Below are 19026 nucleotides of genomic sequence, written 5' to 3' on the forward strand. Positions count from 1 at the left end.
CTGTTGGACGGCATGACCTTTGCTGTAAATCTTCCTACAAGAGTGCCATCAAATTAATGGCGTCAGACGTAGAGGGATTCACAGTGTCGGCCGTTCTCTCACTGTTACAAAGCCGTTTGTTGCGGCCCGTGTTCGTTACCCTTGGTATCGCCCTTTTGGTGCAAGTGCTGGTGGCGGTCGCCCTGACACGAAGCACCGTCACGGCGCTGGAAGCCGATCTCGGCACTCGCCTGGGCGCAGACAGCCAGAAGCTTTCGGGTGAGCTGGAGCAGGCAGGGCGTGAAGTCACGTCGAGCCTCGACGCCTTGTCCGCCAGTACTCGTCAGCGTCTTACTGCGGGTCTGTCTTCGCGTCTGGAAGAGGAGCAGGCGCAGCTGCGTACGACTCTGGAAAAAGACCTCAAGGACTCGGCCAACGACATGGCCCAGTTGCTCGCCTCGGTCGCGCCCCGTGCCATGTGGGATAACGACGTACCGACCCTCTCCGAGTTCGCCCGGCGCGCCCAGCGCAATCCCAACGTGCTGTTCGTGGTCTACGATGACGCCACCGGTCAGCACCTGACGCGTTATCTCAATCGCGAAAACCCGATCAACAAGGCCTTGCTGGAAAAAGGCCAAGGCGAGCGTGCGCTCGATAAAGTGCTGGATGCGGCGAAGAACGATCCGTCGGTCTACTACCTCGAGGCCTCGATCAACCCCAATGGTGTGGAAATCGGCAAGGTGCTGATGGGTGTCTCGACGGCGTCGGTGGAAACTGATCTGGCGGCGCTCGACAAACGCTTCTCGGCACTGATCGCCAGCAGTGATCAACTGGTTGGCGACAGCCTGAAGGGGGCGGCTGCTGACAGCGCCACGGCCATGCGCGCACGCCTGCAGTCGGCGCAGTCCACGGCTGCCGAGATGAAGGCTAATACCGCGAGCACCGTGCAGGATGCCGCGGGGACGCTACGCTGGCGGATCGGCATGGGCCTGGCGCTGGTTGGATTTGGCGTATTGCTGTTGCTGGCGGTGGTGCTCGGTCATCGGGTAGTCAATCGCCTGAAGATGCTCAACGCGGCGATGGATGATCTGGCGGCGGGCGAGGGCGATCTGACCAAGCGCGTGCAGATCAACAGCAAAGACGAGATCGGCGACATGGCGTCGGCGGTCAATCGCTTTGTGGATAAGTTGCAGCCGATCGTGCGCGAGGCGGGCGACGTGGCCCAGCGTACCGGCGTGGAAATCGGCGCCATGACCCTGCGCAATGCTGGTGCCGATGCGGCGGCGGGGATGCAGCGTGATGAAGTGGCGGAAAGTCTGCGCGCGCTGTCGCAAATGGCTGACGAGGCGCAATCGGAAAGTCATGCCATGCAGGCGGCGTTGAAACAGGTGGTGGATATTCGCCAGGCCACCGATGAAAACACTCGGACCTCGGCGAAGGTCGGCAGCCTGATCGAAGCGCTGGCCGGGCAGGTCGACACCGGGGCGAAAGTCATCGAGCGACTGGCGCAGCAGAGCGAACAGATCGAAGTGGTACTGACGGTGATTCACGGCATCGCCGAACAGACCAACCTGCTGGCGCTTAACGCGGCGATCGAGGCGGCGCGGGCCGGCGAGACCGGGCGCGGTTTTGCCGTGGTCGCGGATGAAGTGCGCGCCTTGGCGAGCAAGACACAAAGCTCGACCGGCGACATTCAGGCGCACATCGTCGCGTTGCAGCAGGGCGCGCGTGAGGCGGTTGAAGCGATCGGACAGGCCGGGCGTCAGGCCAGCGAGGGTTTGCTGGTGTTGCGCGACAGTGCGCGGCTGCAGCAGTCGGTGCAGGCCTCGGTCGAGCAGGTGCATGCGGCGATTGGTCTGGCGACGCAGGCGGCGGCGCATCAGGCGCAGGGCGCGCAGGCGGTGCGTGGGCGGGTCGAAACGATTCATGCCCAGGCCGAGAAAGCCGCGCAGGCGGTGGTGGAGACCACGGCCAGTGGCAAGGTGCTGGATGGCTTGGCGGCGCAGTTGAAAGCGAGTCTGGGGCAGTTCAGGGCTTGAGGTCGTCTGGCGGGCCTCTTCGCGAGCAAGCTCGCTCCCACATTCGATCGCATTCCCAGGTAGGGATTCGGTCAAGCTGTGGGAGCGGGCTTGCTCGCGAAAGCGGTGTCAGCGGCTCAGATACATCCGCGTCGTCAGCAGATACACCGGCAACCCGGACACCACTATCAACAACGCCGCATAAGGCGCTGCCGCCGCAAACTCGACGTTCGCGGTATGCGCCCAGATTTCGGTCGCCAGCGTGTTAAGCCCGGTCGGACTGAGCAGCAGCGTCGCCGTCAATTCCTTCATCGCATCCAGAAACACCAGCGCAAACGCCGCGCCCAGTGCCGGGAAGATGATCGGCAGGGTCACTCGGCAAAACGCGGTGAACGACGACGCCCCCAGCGTGCGTGCCGCTTCTTCCAGCTGCGGCGCAGCCTTGTTCAGTGCCGTACGAATCGGTGCCTGCGCCAACGGTAGAAACAGCAACGCATAAGCGATCAGCAGTAATGCCGAGGTCTGGTACAGCGCCGACACGTAATGCAGGGCGAAATACACCAGCGTCAGCGCAATCACCAGACCCGGCAAGGCGTGGAGCAGATACGGCAAGCGCTCGGCCCAGATCGCCAGTCGACCCTTGTAGCGCACCACCAGCAGCCCGACCGGCACCGCCAGCAGCAAGCACAGCGCTGCGCCACCGAGCGACAAGGCCAGCGAAGACAGCAGGGCCTCGGTGATCGCTGCGACCGGGAAGGCCGCCGATGAGCCAACCGCCAGCCAGTACGCGAGCATGCCCAGCGGAATCCCGCTGCCGACGATCGCCAGCAGCAGACAATACAGCTGACCGACAACGGCCCATGGCCCGAGACGCACTTGTTCGGCCTGACGCGCCGCGCCTTGGCCTGTGCGCACATGCCGACCCTTGCCGCGCACCCGCAGCTCCAACCACAACAGCATCAGGCACAGCGCGAGCAACACCGCCGAAAGCATCGCCGCGTTGGCGTTGCTGAACTCCAGTTCGAATTGCTGATAGATCGCCGTGGTGAAGGTTTGCAGGCCGATGATCGACAGCGCGCCGAACTCGACCAGCATGTGCAGGGCAATCAGCAGCGAGCCGGCCAGCAGCGACGGCCAGAGCAGCGGCAGGGTGACGCGGAAAAACACGCCCCAGCGGTTCTGTCCCAAGGTGCGGGCCGATTCTTCAAGGGACGGATCAAGGTTGCGCAGAGTCGCCGCGACCGGCAGAAAGATCAGCGGGTACTTCGACAGACTCATCACCAGAATCGCCCCGCCAAGACCTTCGAACTGCGCGCTCAACGACACCCAGGTGAAGCTGCTGACGAACGCCGGCACCGCAAACGGCAGGCACAGAATCACGCCCCACAGGCGTCGTCCCGGCAGATTGCTGCGCTCCAGCAGCCACGCCAGTGACAGGCCGATCACGCCGCAAGTCAGCGTTACGCCGACCATTAACGCCAGGGTGTTGCGCAGCAGACCGAATACGTACGGGCGCCACAACAGGTGCAGCGCTTCGGCCCAACCGGCCTGCCAGGCTTTCAGGCCGACATAGGCCAGAGGCAACAGGCTCATGACCACCAGCAATAAAACCGGCAGCACCAGCCAGATTGACGGCCGCTTGCGTCGTGGCACGTAACCCCCGCGCGCGGCGGGGGCGGATAACGATGTGGCCATCAGTTCAGGCCAACTTCACGTTCCAGGTCCAAGGCTTCTTCGGCGTTGCCCAGATCGGCCGGGGTCACGTTCGGCGCTTGCAGTTCGCTGAACGGCTTGAGCCCGCGATCCGATTCCATGCCTTTGTGCAGTGGGTATTCGGCGGTGGTCTGGGTGATCACGCGCTGGCCTTCCTCGCTGGCCATGTAGGCGAGGAATTGCTGGGCTTCTTTTGGATGTTTGCTGGATTTGAGGACGGCAGCGCTGGAAACAGTGATCAGCCCGCCGACGTCGCCGCCGGTGAAGTAATGCAGTTTCGAGTCGAGTTTGCCTTTCTCGCGTTGCAGGGCGAACCAGTAGTAGTTGTTCACCAGCACCGTGGCGACTTCGCCGTTTTCCACGGCTTTGAGGGCGACCATGTTGTTGCTGTAGGTCTTGCCGAAAGCGCGCAGGCCGGTCAGCCATTCTTCAGCGGCGTCGCGACCATGCATCTTGATGATCGCCACGGCCTGTTCCTGGAAGGCGCCGCTGGTTGGTACGAAACCGACTTTGCCTTGCCATTTCGGATCGGAGAATTCCATCACCGACTTCGGCAGGTCTTTCTCATCGACCAGTTTCGGGTTGTAGGCGACTACGCGAACCCGGGCGGTGACACCGATCCAGGTGCCATTGCCTGCGACGTATTGCTTAGGCAGCACGGCCAGCGTGGCGTCGTCGGTCTTGGCCAGCAGACCTTGCTCGCCGAGGTTGTTCAGTGGCGGGGATTCTTCGGTGTAGATCACGTCGGCGGGGGAGCGGTCGCCTTCTTCGATGACCTGGCTGGCGAGCTGGTTGCTGCTGCCCTTGCGTACATTGACGTGGATACCGGTCTTGGCCTCGAAGGCCTTGGCGATCGCATCGCCGACTTCCTTGTGTTGACCGTTGTAGAGCGTCAGGGAAACCGCATCGGCTGCCTGGGTGAGGGGAGTGGCGAGTGCCAGGCCGAGCAGGGTGAAGGTCAAGCCGCGGCGCAGGGTATTTCGAAACATCATTCGCAGGGTTCCTCACTGTCGCATTGCAAAAACTTGCAACAATGATAAACGATATTGTTTCTCAAGTGCGCCTTGCGGGCTGCGGCAGGCTCTGATAAGTGCGGATTGAATGCCCTTGTAGGAGCTGCCGAAGGCTGCGATCTTTTGATCTTGTTTTTAAAGCAAAAGCAAAGATCGCAGCCTTCGGCAGCTCCTACACAGGTGCAATCGAATGTCGAGTGAGGCGTTTAGAATTTCTGGAAGGCAGAAACGCAAAAACCCGCTTTCGCGGGTTTTTGGGAAACTCAAGGTCACGACCTTGAGTTTGAATTGGTGCCCAGAAGAAGACTCGAACTTCCACGACCGTAAGGTCACCAGCACCTGAAGCTGGCGTGTCTACCAATTTCACCATCTGGGCATTCATCGCGAGCGTTGCCGCTGTTGATGTGGCGCACTATACGGAGCGCTTTTTGATCTGTAAACCCCTGATTTAATTTTAGTTAATCGGTTTTAACAAATCGGTTGCTTAGAATGCAAAAAACCCGCTTTCGCGGGTTTTTGTGTGAGCCTTGAAACTGATCTAGTCTCAAACTCGAAATTGGTGCCCAGGAGAAGACTCGAACTTCCACGACCGTAAGGTCACCAGCACCTGAAGCTGGCGTGTCTACCAATTTCACCACCTGGGCATCTCGTCAACGTGTGTACGTCGTCGATGGCGCGCACTATACGGAGCGCCTTTTTAACTGTAAACCCCTGTCAGCAAAAAAAATGAATTTTTTTACCGGCGGTGTTCAAAAGGGCTTTCAGGCGTCGATACAAGCCTATAGAAGGGCCTTATAGAGTCGGAAATTTCCCGTTTGATGGCGCCTATGCCAAACTAACCCGCATATAGACAAGGTGAAAACTCTCTAATGGCCGATTGGCAGTCCCTCGATCCCGAGGCCGCTCGTGAAGCGGAAAAATATGAAAACCCTATTCCCAGCCGCGAACTGATCCTTCAGCACCTTGCTGATCGGGGTTCGCCTGCTGCCCGTGAGCAACTGGTCGAAGAGTTTGGTCTGACCACCGAAGACCAGATCGAAGCCCTGCGCCGCCGTCTGCGCGCCATGGAGCGCGACGCTCAATTGATCTACACCCGCCGTGGCACCTATGCGCCAGTGGACAAGCTCGACCTGATCCTCGGCCGCATCAGCGGTCACCGTGACGGTTTCGGCTTCCTGGTGCCGGACGACGGTAGCGATGACCTGTTCATGAGCCCGGCGCAGATGCGTCTGGTGTTCGATGGTGACCGCGCGCTGGCCCGTGTTTCCGGTCTTGATCGTCGCGGGCGCCGTGAAGGCGTGATCGTCGAGGTGGTGTCCCGTGCCCACGAAACGATCGTCGGTCGCTACTTCGAAGAGGGCGGTATCGGCTTCGTCGTTGCCGACAACCCGAAGATCCAGCAGGAAGTGCTGGTTACTCCAGGCCGCAACGCCAACGCGCAGATCGGTCAGTTCGTCGAGGTGAAGATCACCCACTGGCCGACGCCGCGCTTCCAGCCGCAAGGCGATGTGGTCGAAGTGGTCGGCAACTACATGGCGCCGGGCATGGAAATCGATGTCGCGCTGCGTACCTACGACATTCCGCACGTCTGGCCTGAAGCCGTGCTGAAAGAAGCCGCCAAGCTCAAGCCTGAAGTCGAAGAAAAAGACAAAGAGAAGCGTGTCGACCTGCGCCATCTGCCGTTTGTCACCATCGACGGCGAAGATGCCCGCGACTTTGACGACGCGGTCTACTGCGAAGCCAAGCCCGGCAAGCTGCGCCTGTTCTCCGGCGGCTGGAAGTTGTACGTGGCGATTGCCGACGTTTCCAGCTACGTGAAAATCGGTTCGGCGCTGGACAACGAAGCCCAGGTGCGCGGCAACTCGGTGTACTTCCCCGAGCGCGTGGTGCCGATGCTGCCTGAGCAGTTGTCCAACGGCCTGTGCTCGCTGAACCCGCACGTCGATCGTCTGGCCATGGTTTGCGAGATGACCATCTCCAAGTCCGGCGAAATGACCGACTACTGCTTCTATGAAGCGGTCATTCACTCCCACGCCCGCCTGACCTACAACAAGGTCAGCGCGATGCTGGAAACCCCGAAAGCCACCGAAGCGCGCAAGCTTCGCGGCGAATACACCGACGTGGTGCCGCACCTCAAGCAGCTCTATGCGCTGTACAAAGTGTTGCTGGCTGCCCGTCACGTGCGTGGCGCGATCGATTTCGAAACGCAGGAAACCCGAATCATCTTCGGTTCCGAGCGCAAGATTGCCGAAATCCGTCCGACCACCCGTAACGATGCGCACAAGCTGATCGAGGAATGCATGCTGGCGGCCAACGTGGCCACCGCCGAATTCCTCAAGAAGCACGAAATCCCTGCGCTGTACCGCGTCCACGACGGCCCGCCACCGGAGCGTCTGGAAAAACTGCGCGCGTTCCTCGGCGAACTCGGCCTGTCTCTGCACAAAGGCAAGGATGGCCCGTCGCCGAAGGACTATCAGGCCCTGTTGGCCAGCATCAAGGACCGTCCGGATTTCCATCTGATTCAGACCGTGATGCTGCGCTCCCTGAGTCAGGCGGTGTACAGCGCCCAGAACGAAGGTCACTTCGGCCTGAATTACGAAGCCTATACCCACTTCACTTCACCGATTCGTCGTTACCCGGACCTGCTCACGCACCGCGCCATCCGCAGCGTGATCCATTCGAAACAGGACACTCCGCACGTTCGTCGTGCCGGGGCGATGACCATTCCGAAGGCGCGCATCTATCCGTACGACGAAGCGGCGCTGGAACAACTCGGCGAGCAGTGCTCGATGAGCGAGCGCCGTGCCGACGAAGCCACTCGCGACGTGGTGAACTGGCTCAAGTGCGAGTTCATGAAGGATCGCGTCGGCGAGTCGTTCCCGGGCGTGATCACCGCGGTGACCGGTTTTGGCCTGTTCGTCGAGCTGACCGACATCTACGTCGAAGGCCTGGTGCACGTCACCGCGCTGCCGGGCGATTACTACCACTTCGACCCTGTGCATCACCGCCTGGCGGGCGAGCGCACCGGTCGCAGCTTCCGTCTCGGCGATACCGTTGAAGTGCGCGTGATGCGCGTCGACCTCGACGAGCGCAAGATCGACTTCGAGATGGCTGAAAAAACCATCAGCGCACCGATTGGTCGCAAGAAGCGCGGTAGCGAAAGCACCGCTCCGGCTGTCACCAAGGCTGTGGAAGAGAAGGCGCCGGCGAAAACCGCCAGCCGTCGTCCAGCCAAGGAAAAGGCTGCCGAGGCCTATCGCCCGAGCGATGCCGTGGCGAAAAACGCCGAGCTGCGCAAAAGCCGTGAAATGAAGAAGGCCTTGCTGGCCGACGCCAAAAGCGGTGGTAAAGCGGCGTCTGGGGGAAAGACCGGACGGTCGGCGCCTGACAAGGCTGCCGGCGGCAAGCCAGCCAAACCGAGCAAACATCGTAAAGGCCCGCCGAAAGCGGGTTCGGCTCCAGCCAAAAGTGGCGGGTCGCGTAAACCGAAGGCGAAGTCATGAGTCAGTTGGAAAAAATCTACGGCGTTCACGCGGTAGAAGCGTTGTTGCGTCACCACCCGAAACGCGTCAAGCAGATCTGGCTGGCTGAAAGCCGCAACGATCCGCGCGTGCAGACCCTGATCGAACTGGCCAACGAAAATCGTGTGCAGATCGGTCAGGCCGAGCGCCGCGAAATGGACGCCTGGGTTGAAGGCGTGCACCAGGGCGTGGTGGCGGACGTCAGTCCGAGCCAGGTCTGGGGCGAGGCGATGCTCGATGAGCTGCTCGACCGCACCGAAGGCGCACCGCTGTTGCTGGTGCTCGACGGCGTGACCGACCCGCACAACCTCGGCGCCTGCCTGCGTTCGGCGGATGCTGCCGGCGCGCTGGCGGTGATCGTGCCCAAGGACAAGTCGGCAACCCTGACGCCGGTGGTGCGTAAAGTGGCCTGCGGCGCGGCGGAAGTGATTCCGCTGGTGGCGGTGACCAATCTGGCGCGCACCCTGGAAAAGCTTCAGCAGCGCGGTCTGTGGGTGGTCGGTACGGCGGGTGAGGCCGAGGTCAGCATTTATGACCAGGACCTGACCGGCCCGACCATCCTGATCATGGGCGCCGAAGGCAAGGGCATGCGTCGCCTGACCCGCGAGCACTGCGACTATCTGGTGAACCTGCCGATGGCCGGTAGCGTCAGCAGCCTCAACGTGTCCGTGGCGACCGGTGTGTGCCTGTTCGAAGCGCAGCGTCAACGCGGTGCCAAGGCCAAGGCTGCAGCCAAGAAATAAGGCTGTACGCAAACAAACTGTGGGAGCGGGCTTGCTCGCGAAAGCGGTGTGTCAGACAACAATAATGTTGCCTGATGAAACGCATTCGCGAGCAAGCCCGCTCCCACAGTGTTTTGTGCGAAGGCAAAGAAATGGTGATTGTTCAAATAATCACCAATTGCCTTGCACCTCTGCAGTCCCTTCTCTACAATTGCGCCCCTTGCTGTGACGGCAGGCACGCATGTGCCCCGCGCCAGCAAGTCCATAAGTGTCATTCACTCCTTGTCTGACCGTTTTTGAGCGGCAGGCTACAACCCGTAAGGAGCATTCATGCGTCATTACGAAATCATCTTTCTGGTCCACCCTGACCAGAGCGAGCAAGTCGGCGGCATGGTTGAGCGTTACACCAAGCTGATCGAAGAAGACGGCGGCAAAATCCACCGTCTGGAAGACTGGGGCCGTCGTCAACTGGCCTACGCAATCAACAATGTTCACAAGGCTCACTACGTGATGCTGAACGTTGAGTGCACTGGCAAGGCCCTGGCCGAGCTGGAAGACAACTTCCGCTACAACGATGCAGTGATCCGTAACCTGGTCATCCGTCGCGACGAAGCCGTTACCGGCCAGTCCGAGATGCTCAAGGCTGAAGAAAACCGCAGTGAGCGCCGTGAGCGTCGCGACCGTCCTGAGCACTCCGACGCTGATGGCGTTGAGGGTGATGACAGCGACAACAGCGATAACGCTGACGAGTAATCCACGGACCTTTTAAGGAGCCTATCAAATGGCACGTTTCTTCCGTCGTCGTAAATTCTGCCGCTTCACCGCTGAAGACGTGAAAGAGATCGATTACAAAGATCTCAACACTCTGAAAGCCTACGTATCCGAGACCGGCAAAATCGTTCCAAGCCGCATCACCGGTACCAAAGCTCGTTATCAGCGTCAGCTGGCCACCGCTATCAAGCGCGCCCGCTTCCTGGCCCTGCTGGCCTACACCGACAGCCACGGCCGCTGAGACCGGGCAGTCGACAAGTAGCAAAGGATTGAATGCATGCGTGCCATAGCTGAGTTCATCATGCGCGGCCGCATGCAGGCCACTCTCGTAGTGGCCGGGTGTGCAACATTGCCGTTGTTGTATTGGTTGGGTGCTGCCGCCGGGAGCCTGGTGCTTCTGCGGCGCGGACTGACGGACGCCATTGGCGTTCTGTCCCTGGGGCTGCTGCCGGCATTGATCTGGTGGCTGTATGCCGATGATCCACGGGCACTTCTGGTGCTGCTGGGGTCTTCGGGGCTTGCGTTGGTGTTGCGCGCAAGCGAATCCTGGGTCCGCACGCTGCTGGTCAGCGTAGTGATTGGAGTGGTGTTTTCAGTGGTGCTCGGGGCAGCGTTTGCGGCCCAGATCGAGATGCTCGCGCAGGCCTTGATAAAGGTCATGCCGGCGCTTCTTGGTGAAACCTACAAGCAATTGTCGGTCGATGAGCAAGCGCGCTTCGCGTCCCTGATTGCACCGGTCCTGACCGGACTGATTGCGGCTCTGTTGCAGATCGTCAGCGTGCTGAGCCTGATTGTCGGGCGTCATTGGCAGGCGTTGTTGTACAACCCGGGTGGTTTTGGTCGCGAGTTTCGCGCCATCCGGATCCCGCTGGGGCCGGCGATGTTGCTGCTGGCGTTGATGCTTCTGGGCCCGAATCTCGGTGCACAGATGGCCATGTTGACGCCGTTGTGCAGTGTACCGCTGGTGTTCGCCGGACTCGCCCTGATTCACGGGCTGGTCGGGCAGAAGCGACTGGCCGGTTTCTGGCTGGTGGGGTTGTACGTCACGCTGCTGTTGTTCATGCAGCTGCTCTATCCGTTGCTCGTGGTTCTGGCCATTGTCGACAGCCTGATTGATTTTCGCGGTCGTCACGTGTCGAAAGACACCGATAACGCGAACGGTGAAGGTTAAAAGTTAAGAGGATTTCCACATGCAACTGATCCTTCTGGAAAAAATCGCCAACCTGGGCAACCTGGGCGACAAAGTAAACGTTAAGGCCGGTTACGGCCGTAACTACCTGCTGCCTTTCGGCAAAGCTACCGCTGCGACCGCTGCCAACCTGGCTGCGTTCGAAGAGCGTCGTGCTGAGCTGGAAAAAGCTGCCGCAGACCGTAAAGCATCGGCTGAAAGCCGTGCTGCCCAACTGGCCGAGCTGGAAGTGACCATCACTGCCACCGCTGGCGACGAAGGCAAGCTGTTCGGTTCGATCGGTACTCACGACATCGCTGACGCACTGACCGCTTCCGGCGTTGAAGTGCAGAAGAGCGAAGTTCGTCTGCCGAACGGCACCATCCGCAACGTGGGTGAATTCGACGTGGCTGTGCACCTGCACGCCGAAGTTGAAGCCACCGTACGCGTTGTCGTGGTAGCAGCTTAAGCAATACTTGTCGGCTGGCACCCTCGGGTGCTTGCCGGTAACATCGGGCACGATCCTGTTTACAGGTCGTGCCCTTTGTCTTTCTGGTAATCCCGTTTTCAAACCTGACTCCAAGTGGCCATGAACGAAATCACCGCTCCCGAGCAATACGATCTGCAAACCGCCGCGCTGAAAGTGCCGCCGCATTCCATCGAGGCCGAACAGGCCGTACTCGGTGGTCTGATGCTGGACAACAACGCCTGGGAACGCGTGCTCGATCAAGTCTCCGACGGCGATTTCTACCGACATGACCACCGTCTGATCTTCCGTGCGATCGCCAAACTGGCCGATCAGAACATGCCGATCGACGTCGTGACCCTTGCCGAGCAACTGGACAAGGAAGGTCAGACGTCCCAGGTCGGCGGCCTCGGTTACCTCGGCGAACTGGCAAAAAACACGCCGTCCGTCGCCAACATCAAGGCCTATGCGCAGATCGTTCGCCAGCGCGCGACGTTGCGCCAGTTGATCGGTATCAGCACCGAAATTGCCGACGCCGCGTTCAACCCCGAAGGCCGTACCGCCGAAGAGATCCTTGACGAGGCCGAACGGCAGATCTTCCAGATTGCCGAGGCGCGGCCGAAGACCGGCGGCCCGGTGGGGGTCAACGAACTGTTGACCAAAGCCATCGACCGCATCGACACCCTGTTCAACACCGCCGACGCGATCACCGGCCTGTCCACCGGCTATACCGACCTCGACGAGAAGACCAGCGGTCTGCAGCCGTCCGACCTGATCATCGTCGCCGGCCGTCCGTCGATGGGTAAAACCACCTTCGCCATGAACCTGGTGGAAAACGCCGTACTGCGCAGCGACAAGGCGGTGCTGGTGTACTCCCTCGAGATGCCAGGCGAATCGCTGATCATGCGTATGCTCTCGTCCCTGGGCCGGATCGACCAGACCAAGGTGCGTTCCGGCCAACTGGAAGACGACGATTGGCCGCGCCTGACCTCGGCGGTCAACCTGCTCAACGACCGCAAGCTGTTCATCGATGACACGGCCGGCATCAGCCCGTCGGAAATGCGTGCGCGAACTCGACGTCTGGTGCGCGAGCACGGCGACGTCGGCTTGATCATGATCGACTACCTGCAGTTGATGCAGATTCCGGGTTCCAGCGGTGACAACCGGACCAACGAGATTTCCGAGATTTCTCGATCCCTGAAAGCCCTGGCCAAGGAATTCAATTGCCCGGTGGTGGCGCTGTCACAGCTCAACCGCTCCCTGGAACAACGTCCCAACAAGCGCCCGGTGAACTCCGACTTGCGGGAATCCGGAGCGATCGAGCAGGACGCCGACGTCATCATGTTCGTGTACCGGGATGAGGTGTATCACCCGGAGACCGAGCACAAGGGCATCGCAGAAATCATCATCGGCAAGCAGCGGAACGGCCCGATCGGCTTTATCCGCCTGGCCTTTATCGGTAAGTACACCCGCTTCGAAAACCTCGCGCCGGGCAGTTACAACTTCGACGACGACGAGTAAATGCTTCATCGTTTGAACTGACGCCTTCGCGAGCAAGCCCGCTCCCACACTTGGAATGCATTCAAATGTGGGAGCGGGCTTGCTCGCGAATGGGCATGGCACAATTTCCGACCACAGCCGTCGGAATTGGTCAAAATTTGTGCTATATTCCGCGCCCGCGAAATTCAATGAAAGCCAACACCGGTTATCGACATGCAAGCAGCCAAGCCGTTATTTGACTATCCGAAGTACTGGGCCGAATGTTTCGGACCAGCGCCATTCCTGCCGATGAGCAGGGAGGAGATGGATCAGCTCGGCTGGGATTCCTGCGACATCATCATCGTCACCGGTGATGCCTACGTCGATCACCCGTCGTTCGGCATGGCGATCATCGGCCGGCTGTTGGAGTCCCAGGGCTTCCGCGTCGGGATCATTGCCCAGCCGAACTGGCAGTCCAAAGACGACTTCATGAAGCTCGGCGAGCCGAACCTGTTCTTCGGCGTCGCGGCCGGCAACATGGACTCGATGATCAACCGCTACACCGCGGACAAGAAAATCCGTTCCGACGACGCCTACACCCCGGGTGGCATGGCGGGCAAACGTCCGGATCGCGCGAGCCTGGTCTACAGCCAGCGCTGCAAGGAAGCCTACAAGCACGTGCCGATCGTCCTCGGCGGCATCGAAGCTTCCCTGCGCCGCATCGCCCACTACGATTACTGGCAGGATCGTGTACGCAACTCGATCCTGATCGACGCCAGCGCCGACATTCTGCTGTACGGCAACGCCGAGCGCGCCATCGTCGAAGTGGCCCAGCGTCTGTCCTACGGGCACAAGATCGAAGACATCACCGATGTGCGCGGCACCGCATTCATCCGTCGTGACACGCCGCAGGGCTGGTACGAAGTCGATTCCACGCGCATCGACCGTCCGGGCAAGGTCGACAAGATCATCAACCCGTACGTCAACACCCAGGACACCCAGGCTTGCGCCATCGAGCAAGAGAAGGGGCCGGTGGATGATCCCGAGGAAGCCAAGGTCGTACAGATCCTGGCAAGCCCGCGCATGACCCGCGACAAGACCGTGATCCGCCTGCCGTCGATGGAAAAGGTGCGTAACGACCCGGTCCTGTACGCCCACGCCAACCGCGTGCTGCACCTGGAAACCAACCCGGGTAACGCCCGCGCGCTGGTGCAGAAGCATGGCGAGGTCGACGTCTGGTTCAACCCGCCACCGATTCCGATGACCACTGAAGAAATGGACTACGTGTTCGGCATGCCTTACGCCCGGGTTCCGCACCCGGCGTACGGCAAGGAGAAGATCCCGGCCTACGACATGATCCGTTTCTCGGTGAACATCATGCGCGGCTGCTTCGGCGGTTGCACCTTCTGCTCGATCACCGAGCACGAAGGCCGGATCATCCAGAACCGATCCGAAGAGTCGATCATTCGCGAAATCGAGGAGATCCGCGACAAGGTCCCGGGCTTCACCGGCGTCATCTCCGACCTCGGCGGCCCGACCGCGAACATGTACCGCATCGCCTGCAAGAGCCCGGAAATCGAATCCGCGTGCCGCAAGCCGTCCTGCGTGTTCCCGGGCATCTGCCCGAACCTGAACACCGACCACTCGTCGCTGATTCAGCTGTACCGCAGTGCCCGTGCCCTGCCGGGTGTGAAGAAGATCCTGATCGCCTCCGGCCTGCGTTACGACCTCGCGGTCGAGTCGCCGGAGTACGTCAAAGAGCTGGTGACCCACCACGTCGGTGGCTACCTGAAGATCGCCCCGGAACACACCGAGGAAGGTCCGCTCAACCAGATGATGAAACCGGGCATTGGCAGCTATGACAAGTTCAAGCGCATGTTCGAGAAGTACACCAAGGAAGCAGGTAAAGAGCAGTACCTGATCCCGTACTTCATCGCCGCGCACCCGGGCACTACCGACGAAGACATGATGAACCTGGCGCTGTGGCTCAAGGGCAACGGCTTCCGTGCCGACCAGGTGCAGGCGTTCTACCCGTCGCCGATGGCCACCGCCACCGCGATGTACCACTCGGGCAAGAACCCGCTGCGCAAGGTCACCTACAAGAGCGACGGTGTGACCATCGTCAAGAGCGAAGAGCAGCGTCGTCTGCACAAGGCGTTCTTGCGTTATCACGACCCGAAAGGCTGGCCGATGCTGCGTGAAGCGTTGATCCGCATGGGCCGTGGTGATCTGATCGGTCCGGGCAAGGGTCAGTTGATTCCGCTGCATCAACCGGCTACCGACAGCTACCAGAGCGCGCGTCGCAAGAACTCGACGCCAGCCGGCAGCCACAAGGTCGCGAAAGAGAAGACCACCAAGATTCTCACCCAGCACAACGGCCTGCCGCCGCGTGCCAGCGACGGTGGCAATCCTTGGGACAAGCGTGAACAGGCCAAGGCTGCGGCGTTCGCCCGCAACCAGCAGGCGGCCAAGGAACGCAAGGAAGCGGCCAAGGGCAAGGGGCCGAAGCCGGCGCGCAAGCCCGTCGTTCCGCGCTAAGTCGCTTTTTGTTTCAACAGAACGCCAACCTTCGGGTTGGCGTTTTGCATTTCAGGGCTCAGGAAGTGCGCTGAATCGACTGGCCCCTTCGCGAGCAAGCCCGCTCCCACAGTTAGAATGCGGTCTCCTGTGGGAGCGGGCTTGCTCGCGAAGGCGTCATCTCAGGCGCCGCATCTGCCACTGCCGCCACATTTAGGCGCAACTTCCTCGATCCATTTCCCCGCATCGCCCGATTTTGGTGCTGTACTGCCCTGAGCATTCCGGGAAAGCGCCCAAGCCTCTGCATGGCATAAGTCTTGCGCGCTTTCGAATACGCTTAGGCTCGCAGGAGGCACGCCGTGTCGATTCATGTCGCATTGCATCACGTCACGCATTACCGCTACGACCGCGCTGTCGAACTCGGCCCGCAGATCGTTCGCCTGCGCCCGGCCGCCCACAGCCGCACGCGGATCCTCTCGTATGCGCTGAAGGTCTCGCCCGAGCAGCATTTCATCAACTGGCAGCAAGACCCGCAGGGCAACTACCTCGCGCGGCTGGTGTTCCCCGAGAAAACCGACGAGCTTCGCATCGAGGTCGACTTGCTGGCCGAGATGGCGGTGTTCAACCCGTTCGACTTCTTCCTCGAACCCTACGCCGAGAAAATCCCCTTCACTTACGCGGCCGATGAGCGCAAAGAGCTGGCGCCGTACCTCGAAACCTTGCCGCTGACCCCGGCCTTCAAAGCCTATCTGGACGGGATCGACCGCACGCCGCAGCCCGCCGTGGATTTCCTGGTGATGCTCAACCAGCGTCTCAGCGAAGACATCCGCTACCTGATCCGCATGGAACCGGGCGTGCAAACCCCGGAACACACCCTCGAACATGCGTCCGGTTCCTGCCGCGACTCGGCGTGGCTGCTGGTGCAACTGCTGCGCAACCTCGGGCTGGCCGCACGGTTCGTCTCCGGTTATCTGATTCAACTCACTGCCGACGTGAAAAGCCTCGACGGCCCGTCCGGCACTGACGTCGATTTCACCGACCTGCACGCGTGGTGCGAGGTGTACTTGCCCGGCGCTGGCTGGATCGGTCTGGATGCCACGTCCGGGCTGTTCGCCGGTGAAGGGCATATCCCGCTGGCCTGCAGTCCCGATCCGTCCTCGGCGGCGCCGATCAGTGGCCTGGTCGAGCCGTGCGAGTGCCAGTTCAGCCACGAAATGTCGGTGGAGCGGATCTGGGAAGCGCCACGGGTCACCAAACCCTATACCGATGAGCAGTGGCTGGCGATCCAGGCGCTGGGCCGACAGATCGATGCCGATCTGCTGGAAGGCGATGTGCGCCTGACCATGGGCGGCGAGCCGACCTTCGTCTCCATCGACGATCCGGACGGTGCCGAATGGAACACCGCCGCACTGGGCCCGGACAAGCGCCGACTCTCCGCCGAACTGTTCCAGCGCATGCGCCAGCACTATGCGCCGAAAGGTCTGGTGCATTTCGGTCAGGGCAAGTGGTATCCCGGCGAGCCATTGCCGCGCTGGTCGCTCAACTGCTATTGGCGCCGCGACGGCGTGCCGATCTGGCACAACAACGCGCTGATCGCCGACGAGCAGCAGGACTATGGCGCCAATGGCGAACTGGCCGGGCGTTTTCTGGCGAGTGTTGCCGAACGCCTGAAACTGCCCGCACGTTTCGTGTTTCCAGCCCACGAAGACCATTTCTATTACCTCTGGCGTGAGGGCGCATTACCGAGCAACGTCAGTGCTGAAGATTCGCGACTGGAAGAGCCACTGGAGCGTGCGCGACTGCGCAAGGTTTTCGCTCAGGGCCTGGATAAAGTGATCGGCCAAGTGCTGCCGCTGGCGCGTACCGCCAAGGGTGATCAATGGCAGAGCGGGCGCTGGTATCTGCGCGACGAGCATTGCCGACTGGTGCCGGGGGATTCACCGCTGGGTTACCGCTTGCCGCTCGCTTCGCAGCCGTGGGTGAAGGCGGCGGAGTACCCGTTCATTCATCCCCGCGATCCGAATCAGGACTTCCCCGAGCTGCCGGATACCGCGCAGCTCAACAGTCATGCCGAACCCGCCGCAGCCGCCGAACGTGCGCCGAAAATCGACGAGTCCGCCGACTGGCTGACCCGCACCGCATTCTGTGCAGAGGCCCGTGAAGGGCGTCTGTATCTGTTCATGCCGCCGCTGGAGCGGGTCGAGGATTATCTGGAGCTGGTGGCGGCCATCGAAGCCACCGCCGAGGAGCTGCATTGCCCGGTATTGCTGGAAGGTTACGAGCCGCCGAGCGATCCGCGCCTGAGCAATTTCCGCATCACCCCGGATCCGGGCGTGATCGAGGTCAACGTGCAGCCTTCCGCGACCTGGGACGAACTGGTCGAGCGCACCGAGTTTCTTTATGAAGAGGCGCGACAGACGCGGCTGACCACCGAGAAATTCATGATCGACGGGCGCCACACCGGCACCGGCGGCGGCAACCATTTCGTCCTCGGTGGCGCGACCCCGGCGGACTCACCGTTCCTGCGCCGCCCGGATCTGCTGCGCAGCCTGATCAGTTACTGGCACAACCACCCGTCGCTGTCCTACCTGTTTTCCGGCTTGTTCATCGGCCCGACCTCGCAGGCGCCGCGGGTCGATGAAGCCCGCAACGACGCCTTGTACGAACTGGAAATCGCCTTTGCGCAGATGCCAGAACCGGGCGAAGCGTGCGCGCCGTGGCTGGTGGATCGACTGCTGCGCAATCTGCTGATCGACGTCACCGGCAACACCCATCGCGCCGAGTTCTGCATCGACAAACTGTATTCGCCGGACGGCGCCACCGGGCGTCTCGGCCTGCTGGAGCTGCGCGCTTTCGAGATGCCGCCGCACGCGCGCATGAGCCTGGCTCAGCAATTGTTGCTGCGGGCACTGGTGGCACGCTTCTGGCGCGAGCCGTATGCGCCGCCGAAGCTCGCACGTTGGGGCACCGAGCTGCACGACCGCTTCATGCTGCCGCATTTTATCGAGCAGGATTTTGCCGACGTCATCGTCGAACTGAACAACGCCGGTTATCCATTGCGCGCCGAGTGGTTCGCCGCGCATCTGCAGTTCCGCTTTCCCAAGGTCGGCGATTACGCGGTCAGTGGCATCGAGATGGAACTGCGTCAGGCGCTGGAGCCTTGGCATGTGCTGGGCGAGGAGGGCACGGCGGGCGGCACGGTGCGTTATGTCGATTCGTCGCTGGAGCGTTTGCAGATCAAACTCAGCGGTCTGCCGCCGCAGCGTTATCTGCTGACCTGCAACGGCATCCCGGTGCCGCTGCAACCGACCGGGCGCATCGGTGAGTTCGTCGCGGGTGTGCGCTTTCGGGCCTGGCAACCGGCCAATTGTCTGCAACCGACCATTCCGGTGCACGCGCCGCTGGTGTTCGATTTGCTCGATACCTGGATGCAGCGTTCGCTGGGCGGTTGCCAGTATCACGTTGCACACCCGGGAGGGCGCAATTACGAGACCTTGCCGGTCAATGCCAACGAAGCGGAGAGCCGGCGCATGGCGCGGTTTTTCCGCATCGGACACACGCCGGGGAAACTTCCGATACCTAACCTGACAATCTCCGACGAGCTGCCGATGACACTCGATTTGCGACGTTTCTAAGTCCTGCACGACATGCGGATTTTT

12 protein-coding genes and 2 tRNA genes are annotated in these 19026 nt (G+C 61.1%); 10 read left to right on the top strand and 4 right to left on the bottom strand.

Features of this window, described 5'->3' with window-relative positions; all coding sequences use genetic code 11:
- Positions 1-83 precede the first annotated feature (83 nt).
- Entirely contained in the window at positions 84-2018 is a 1935-nt protein-coding gene (locus tag NTD85_RS03990) for a methyl-accepting chemotaxis protein (protein WP_003221124.1), read from the top strand.
- Between the two features lie 108 nt (positions 2019-2126).
- Here the strand turns inward: NTD85_RS03990 and NTD85_RS03995 are convergent, their stop codons facing one another.
- The 4 genes from NTD85_RS03995 to NTD85_RS04010 form a co-directional block, all read right to left on the bottom strand.
- On the bottom strand, positions 2127-3692 hold the full coding sequence (locus NTD85_RS03995; RefSeq protein ID WP_262141480.1) for an ABC transporter permease: 1566 nt from the start codon (positions 3690-3692) through the stop codon (positions 2127-2129).
- Positions 3692-4702: an iron ABC transporter substrate-binding protein gene (locus NTD85_RS04000; protein ID WP_003221127.1), complete on the bottom strand. Its 1011-nt coding sequence runs from the start codon at positions 4700-4702 to the stop codon at positions 3692-3694. Before NTD85_RS04000 ends, NTD85_RS03995 begins: the two co-directional genes overlap by 1 nt.
- A 310-nt stretch (positions 4703-5012) precedes the next feature.
- Positions 5013-5099, bottom strand: a tRNA-Leu gene (locus NTD85_RS04005).
- 181 nt (positions 5100-5280) lie between these two features.
- Positions 5281-5367: transfer RNA gene (locus NTD85_RS04010), tRNA-Leu, on the bottom strand.
- 225 nt (positions 5368-5592) lie between these two features.
- Here NTD85_RS04010 and rnr point away from each other — a divergent pair.
- The 9 genes from rnr to NTD85_RS04055 all read left to right on the top strand — a co-directional run bounded on the left by rnr (position 5593) and on the right by NTD85_RS04055 (position 19002).
- Positions 5593-8226, top strand: a complete 2634-nt coding sequence (rnr, locus tag NTD85_RS04015) for a ribonuclease R (RefSeq protein ID WP_262141481.1) — start codon at positions 5593-5595, stop codon at positions 8224-8226.
- The gene (gene rlmB, locus NTD85_RS04020) at positions 8223-8987 is read left to right on the top strand and encodes a 23S rRNA (guanosine(2251)-2'-O)-methyltransferase RlmB (RefSeq protein WP_003221131.1); all 765 of its coding nucleotides are present in this window, start codon (positions 8223-8225) and stop codon (positions 8985-8987) included. Before rnr ends, rlmB begins: the two co-directional genes overlap by 4 nt.
- Positions 8988-9296: 309 nt before the next feature.
- Complete coding sequence (rpsF, locus tag NTD85_RS04025; protein ID WP_003221133.1) at positions 9297-9719, top strand: 30S ribosomal protein S6; 423 nt, start codon at positions 9297-9299, stop codon at positions 9717-9719.
- A gap of 28 nt (positions 9720-9747) precedes the next feature.
- A complete protein-coding gene (rpsR, locus tag NTD85_RS04030; protein ID WP_002551829.1) occupies positions 9748-9978 on the top strand; it encodes a 30S ribosomal protein S18 in 231 nt (76 codons plus the stop codon).
- 36 nt (positions 9979-10014) lie between these two features.
- Entirely contained in the window at positions 10015-10908 is an 894-nt protein-coding gene (locus NTD85_RS04035; protein ID WP_003221135.1) for a hypothetical protein, read from the top strand.
- Between the two features lie 19 nt (positions 10909-10927).
- Positions 10928-11374 carry a 50S ribosomal protein L9 gene (gene rplI / locus NTD85_RS04040; protein WP_003221136.1) on the top strand — a complete coding sequence of 149 codons (447 nt, stop codon included), beginning with the start codon at positions 10928-10930 and terminating at the stop codon, positions 11372-11374.
- 120 nt (positions 11375-11494) lie between these two features.
- Positions 11495-12892 (top strand): replicative DNA helicase, encoded by a 1398-nt coding sequence (gene dnaB, locus NTD85_RS04045; protein ID WP_047600693.1) that lies wholly within the window; start codon positions 11495-11497, stop codon positions 12890-12892.
- Positions 12893-13084: 192 nt separating this feature from the next.
- Positions 13085-15388, top strand: coding sequence for a YgiQ family radical SAM protein (locus NTD85_RS04050; protein ID WP_262141482.1), 2304 nt, complete (start codon positions 13085-13087; stop codon positions 15386-15388).
- Between the two features lie 338 nt (positions 15389-15726).
- Positions 15727-19002, top strand: a complete 3276-nt coding sequence (locus tag NTD85_RS04055) for a DUF2126 domain-containing protein (RefSeq protein ID WP_262141483.1) — start codon at positions 15727-15729, stop codon at positions 19000-19002.
- The last annotated feature ends 24 nt before the right edge of the window (positions 19003-19026 follow it).

The sequence above is a fragment of the Pseudomonas sp. 13B_3.2_Bac1 genome (genome assembly GCF_025466205.1).
Classification (GTDB): domain Bacteria; phylum Pseudomonadota; class Gammaproteobacteria; order Pseudomonadales; family Pseudomonadaceae; genus Aquipseudomonas; species Aquipseudomonas fluorescens_H.

Coding starts and splice junctions, on each gene's coding strand:
- NTD85_RS04000 (WP_003221127.1), bottom strand. CDS start 4,702: ATGATGTTTCGAAATACCCTGCGCCGCGGCTTGACCTTCACCCTGCTC.
- NTD85_RS04050 (WP_262141482.1), top strand. CDS start 13,085: ATGCAAGCAGCCAAGCCGTTATTTGACTATCCGAAGTACTGGGCCGAA.
- NTD85_RS03995 (WP_262141480.1), bottom strand. CDS start 3,692: ATGGCCACATCGTTATCCGCCCCCGCCGCGCGCGGGGGTTACGTGCCA.
- NTD85_RS04035 (WP_003221135.1), top strand. CDS start 10,015: ATGCGTGCCATAGCTGAGTTCATCATGCGCGGCCGCATGCAGGCCACT.
- rplI (WP_003221136.1), top strand. CDS start 10,928: ATGCAACTGATCCTTCTGGAAAAAATCGCCAACCTGGGCAACCTGGGC.
- rnr (WP_262141481.1), top strand. CDS start 5,593: ATGGCCGATTGGCAGTCCCTCGATCCCGAGGCCGCTCGTGAAGCGGAA.
- rpsF (WP_003221133.1), top strand. CDS start 9,297: ATGCGTCATTACGAAATCATCTTTCTGGTCCACCCTGACCAGAGCGAG.
- dnaB (WP_047600693.1), top strand. CDS start 11,495: ATGAACGAAATCACCGCTCCCGAGCAATACGATCTGCAAACCGCCGCG.
- rlmB (WP_003221131.1), top strand. CDS start 8,223: ATGAGTCAGTTGGAAAAAATCTACGGCGTTCACGCGGTAGAAGCGTTG.
- rpsR (WP_002551829.1), top strand. CDS start 9,748: ATGGCACGTTTCTTCCGTCGTCGTAAATTCTGCCGCTTCACCGCTGAA.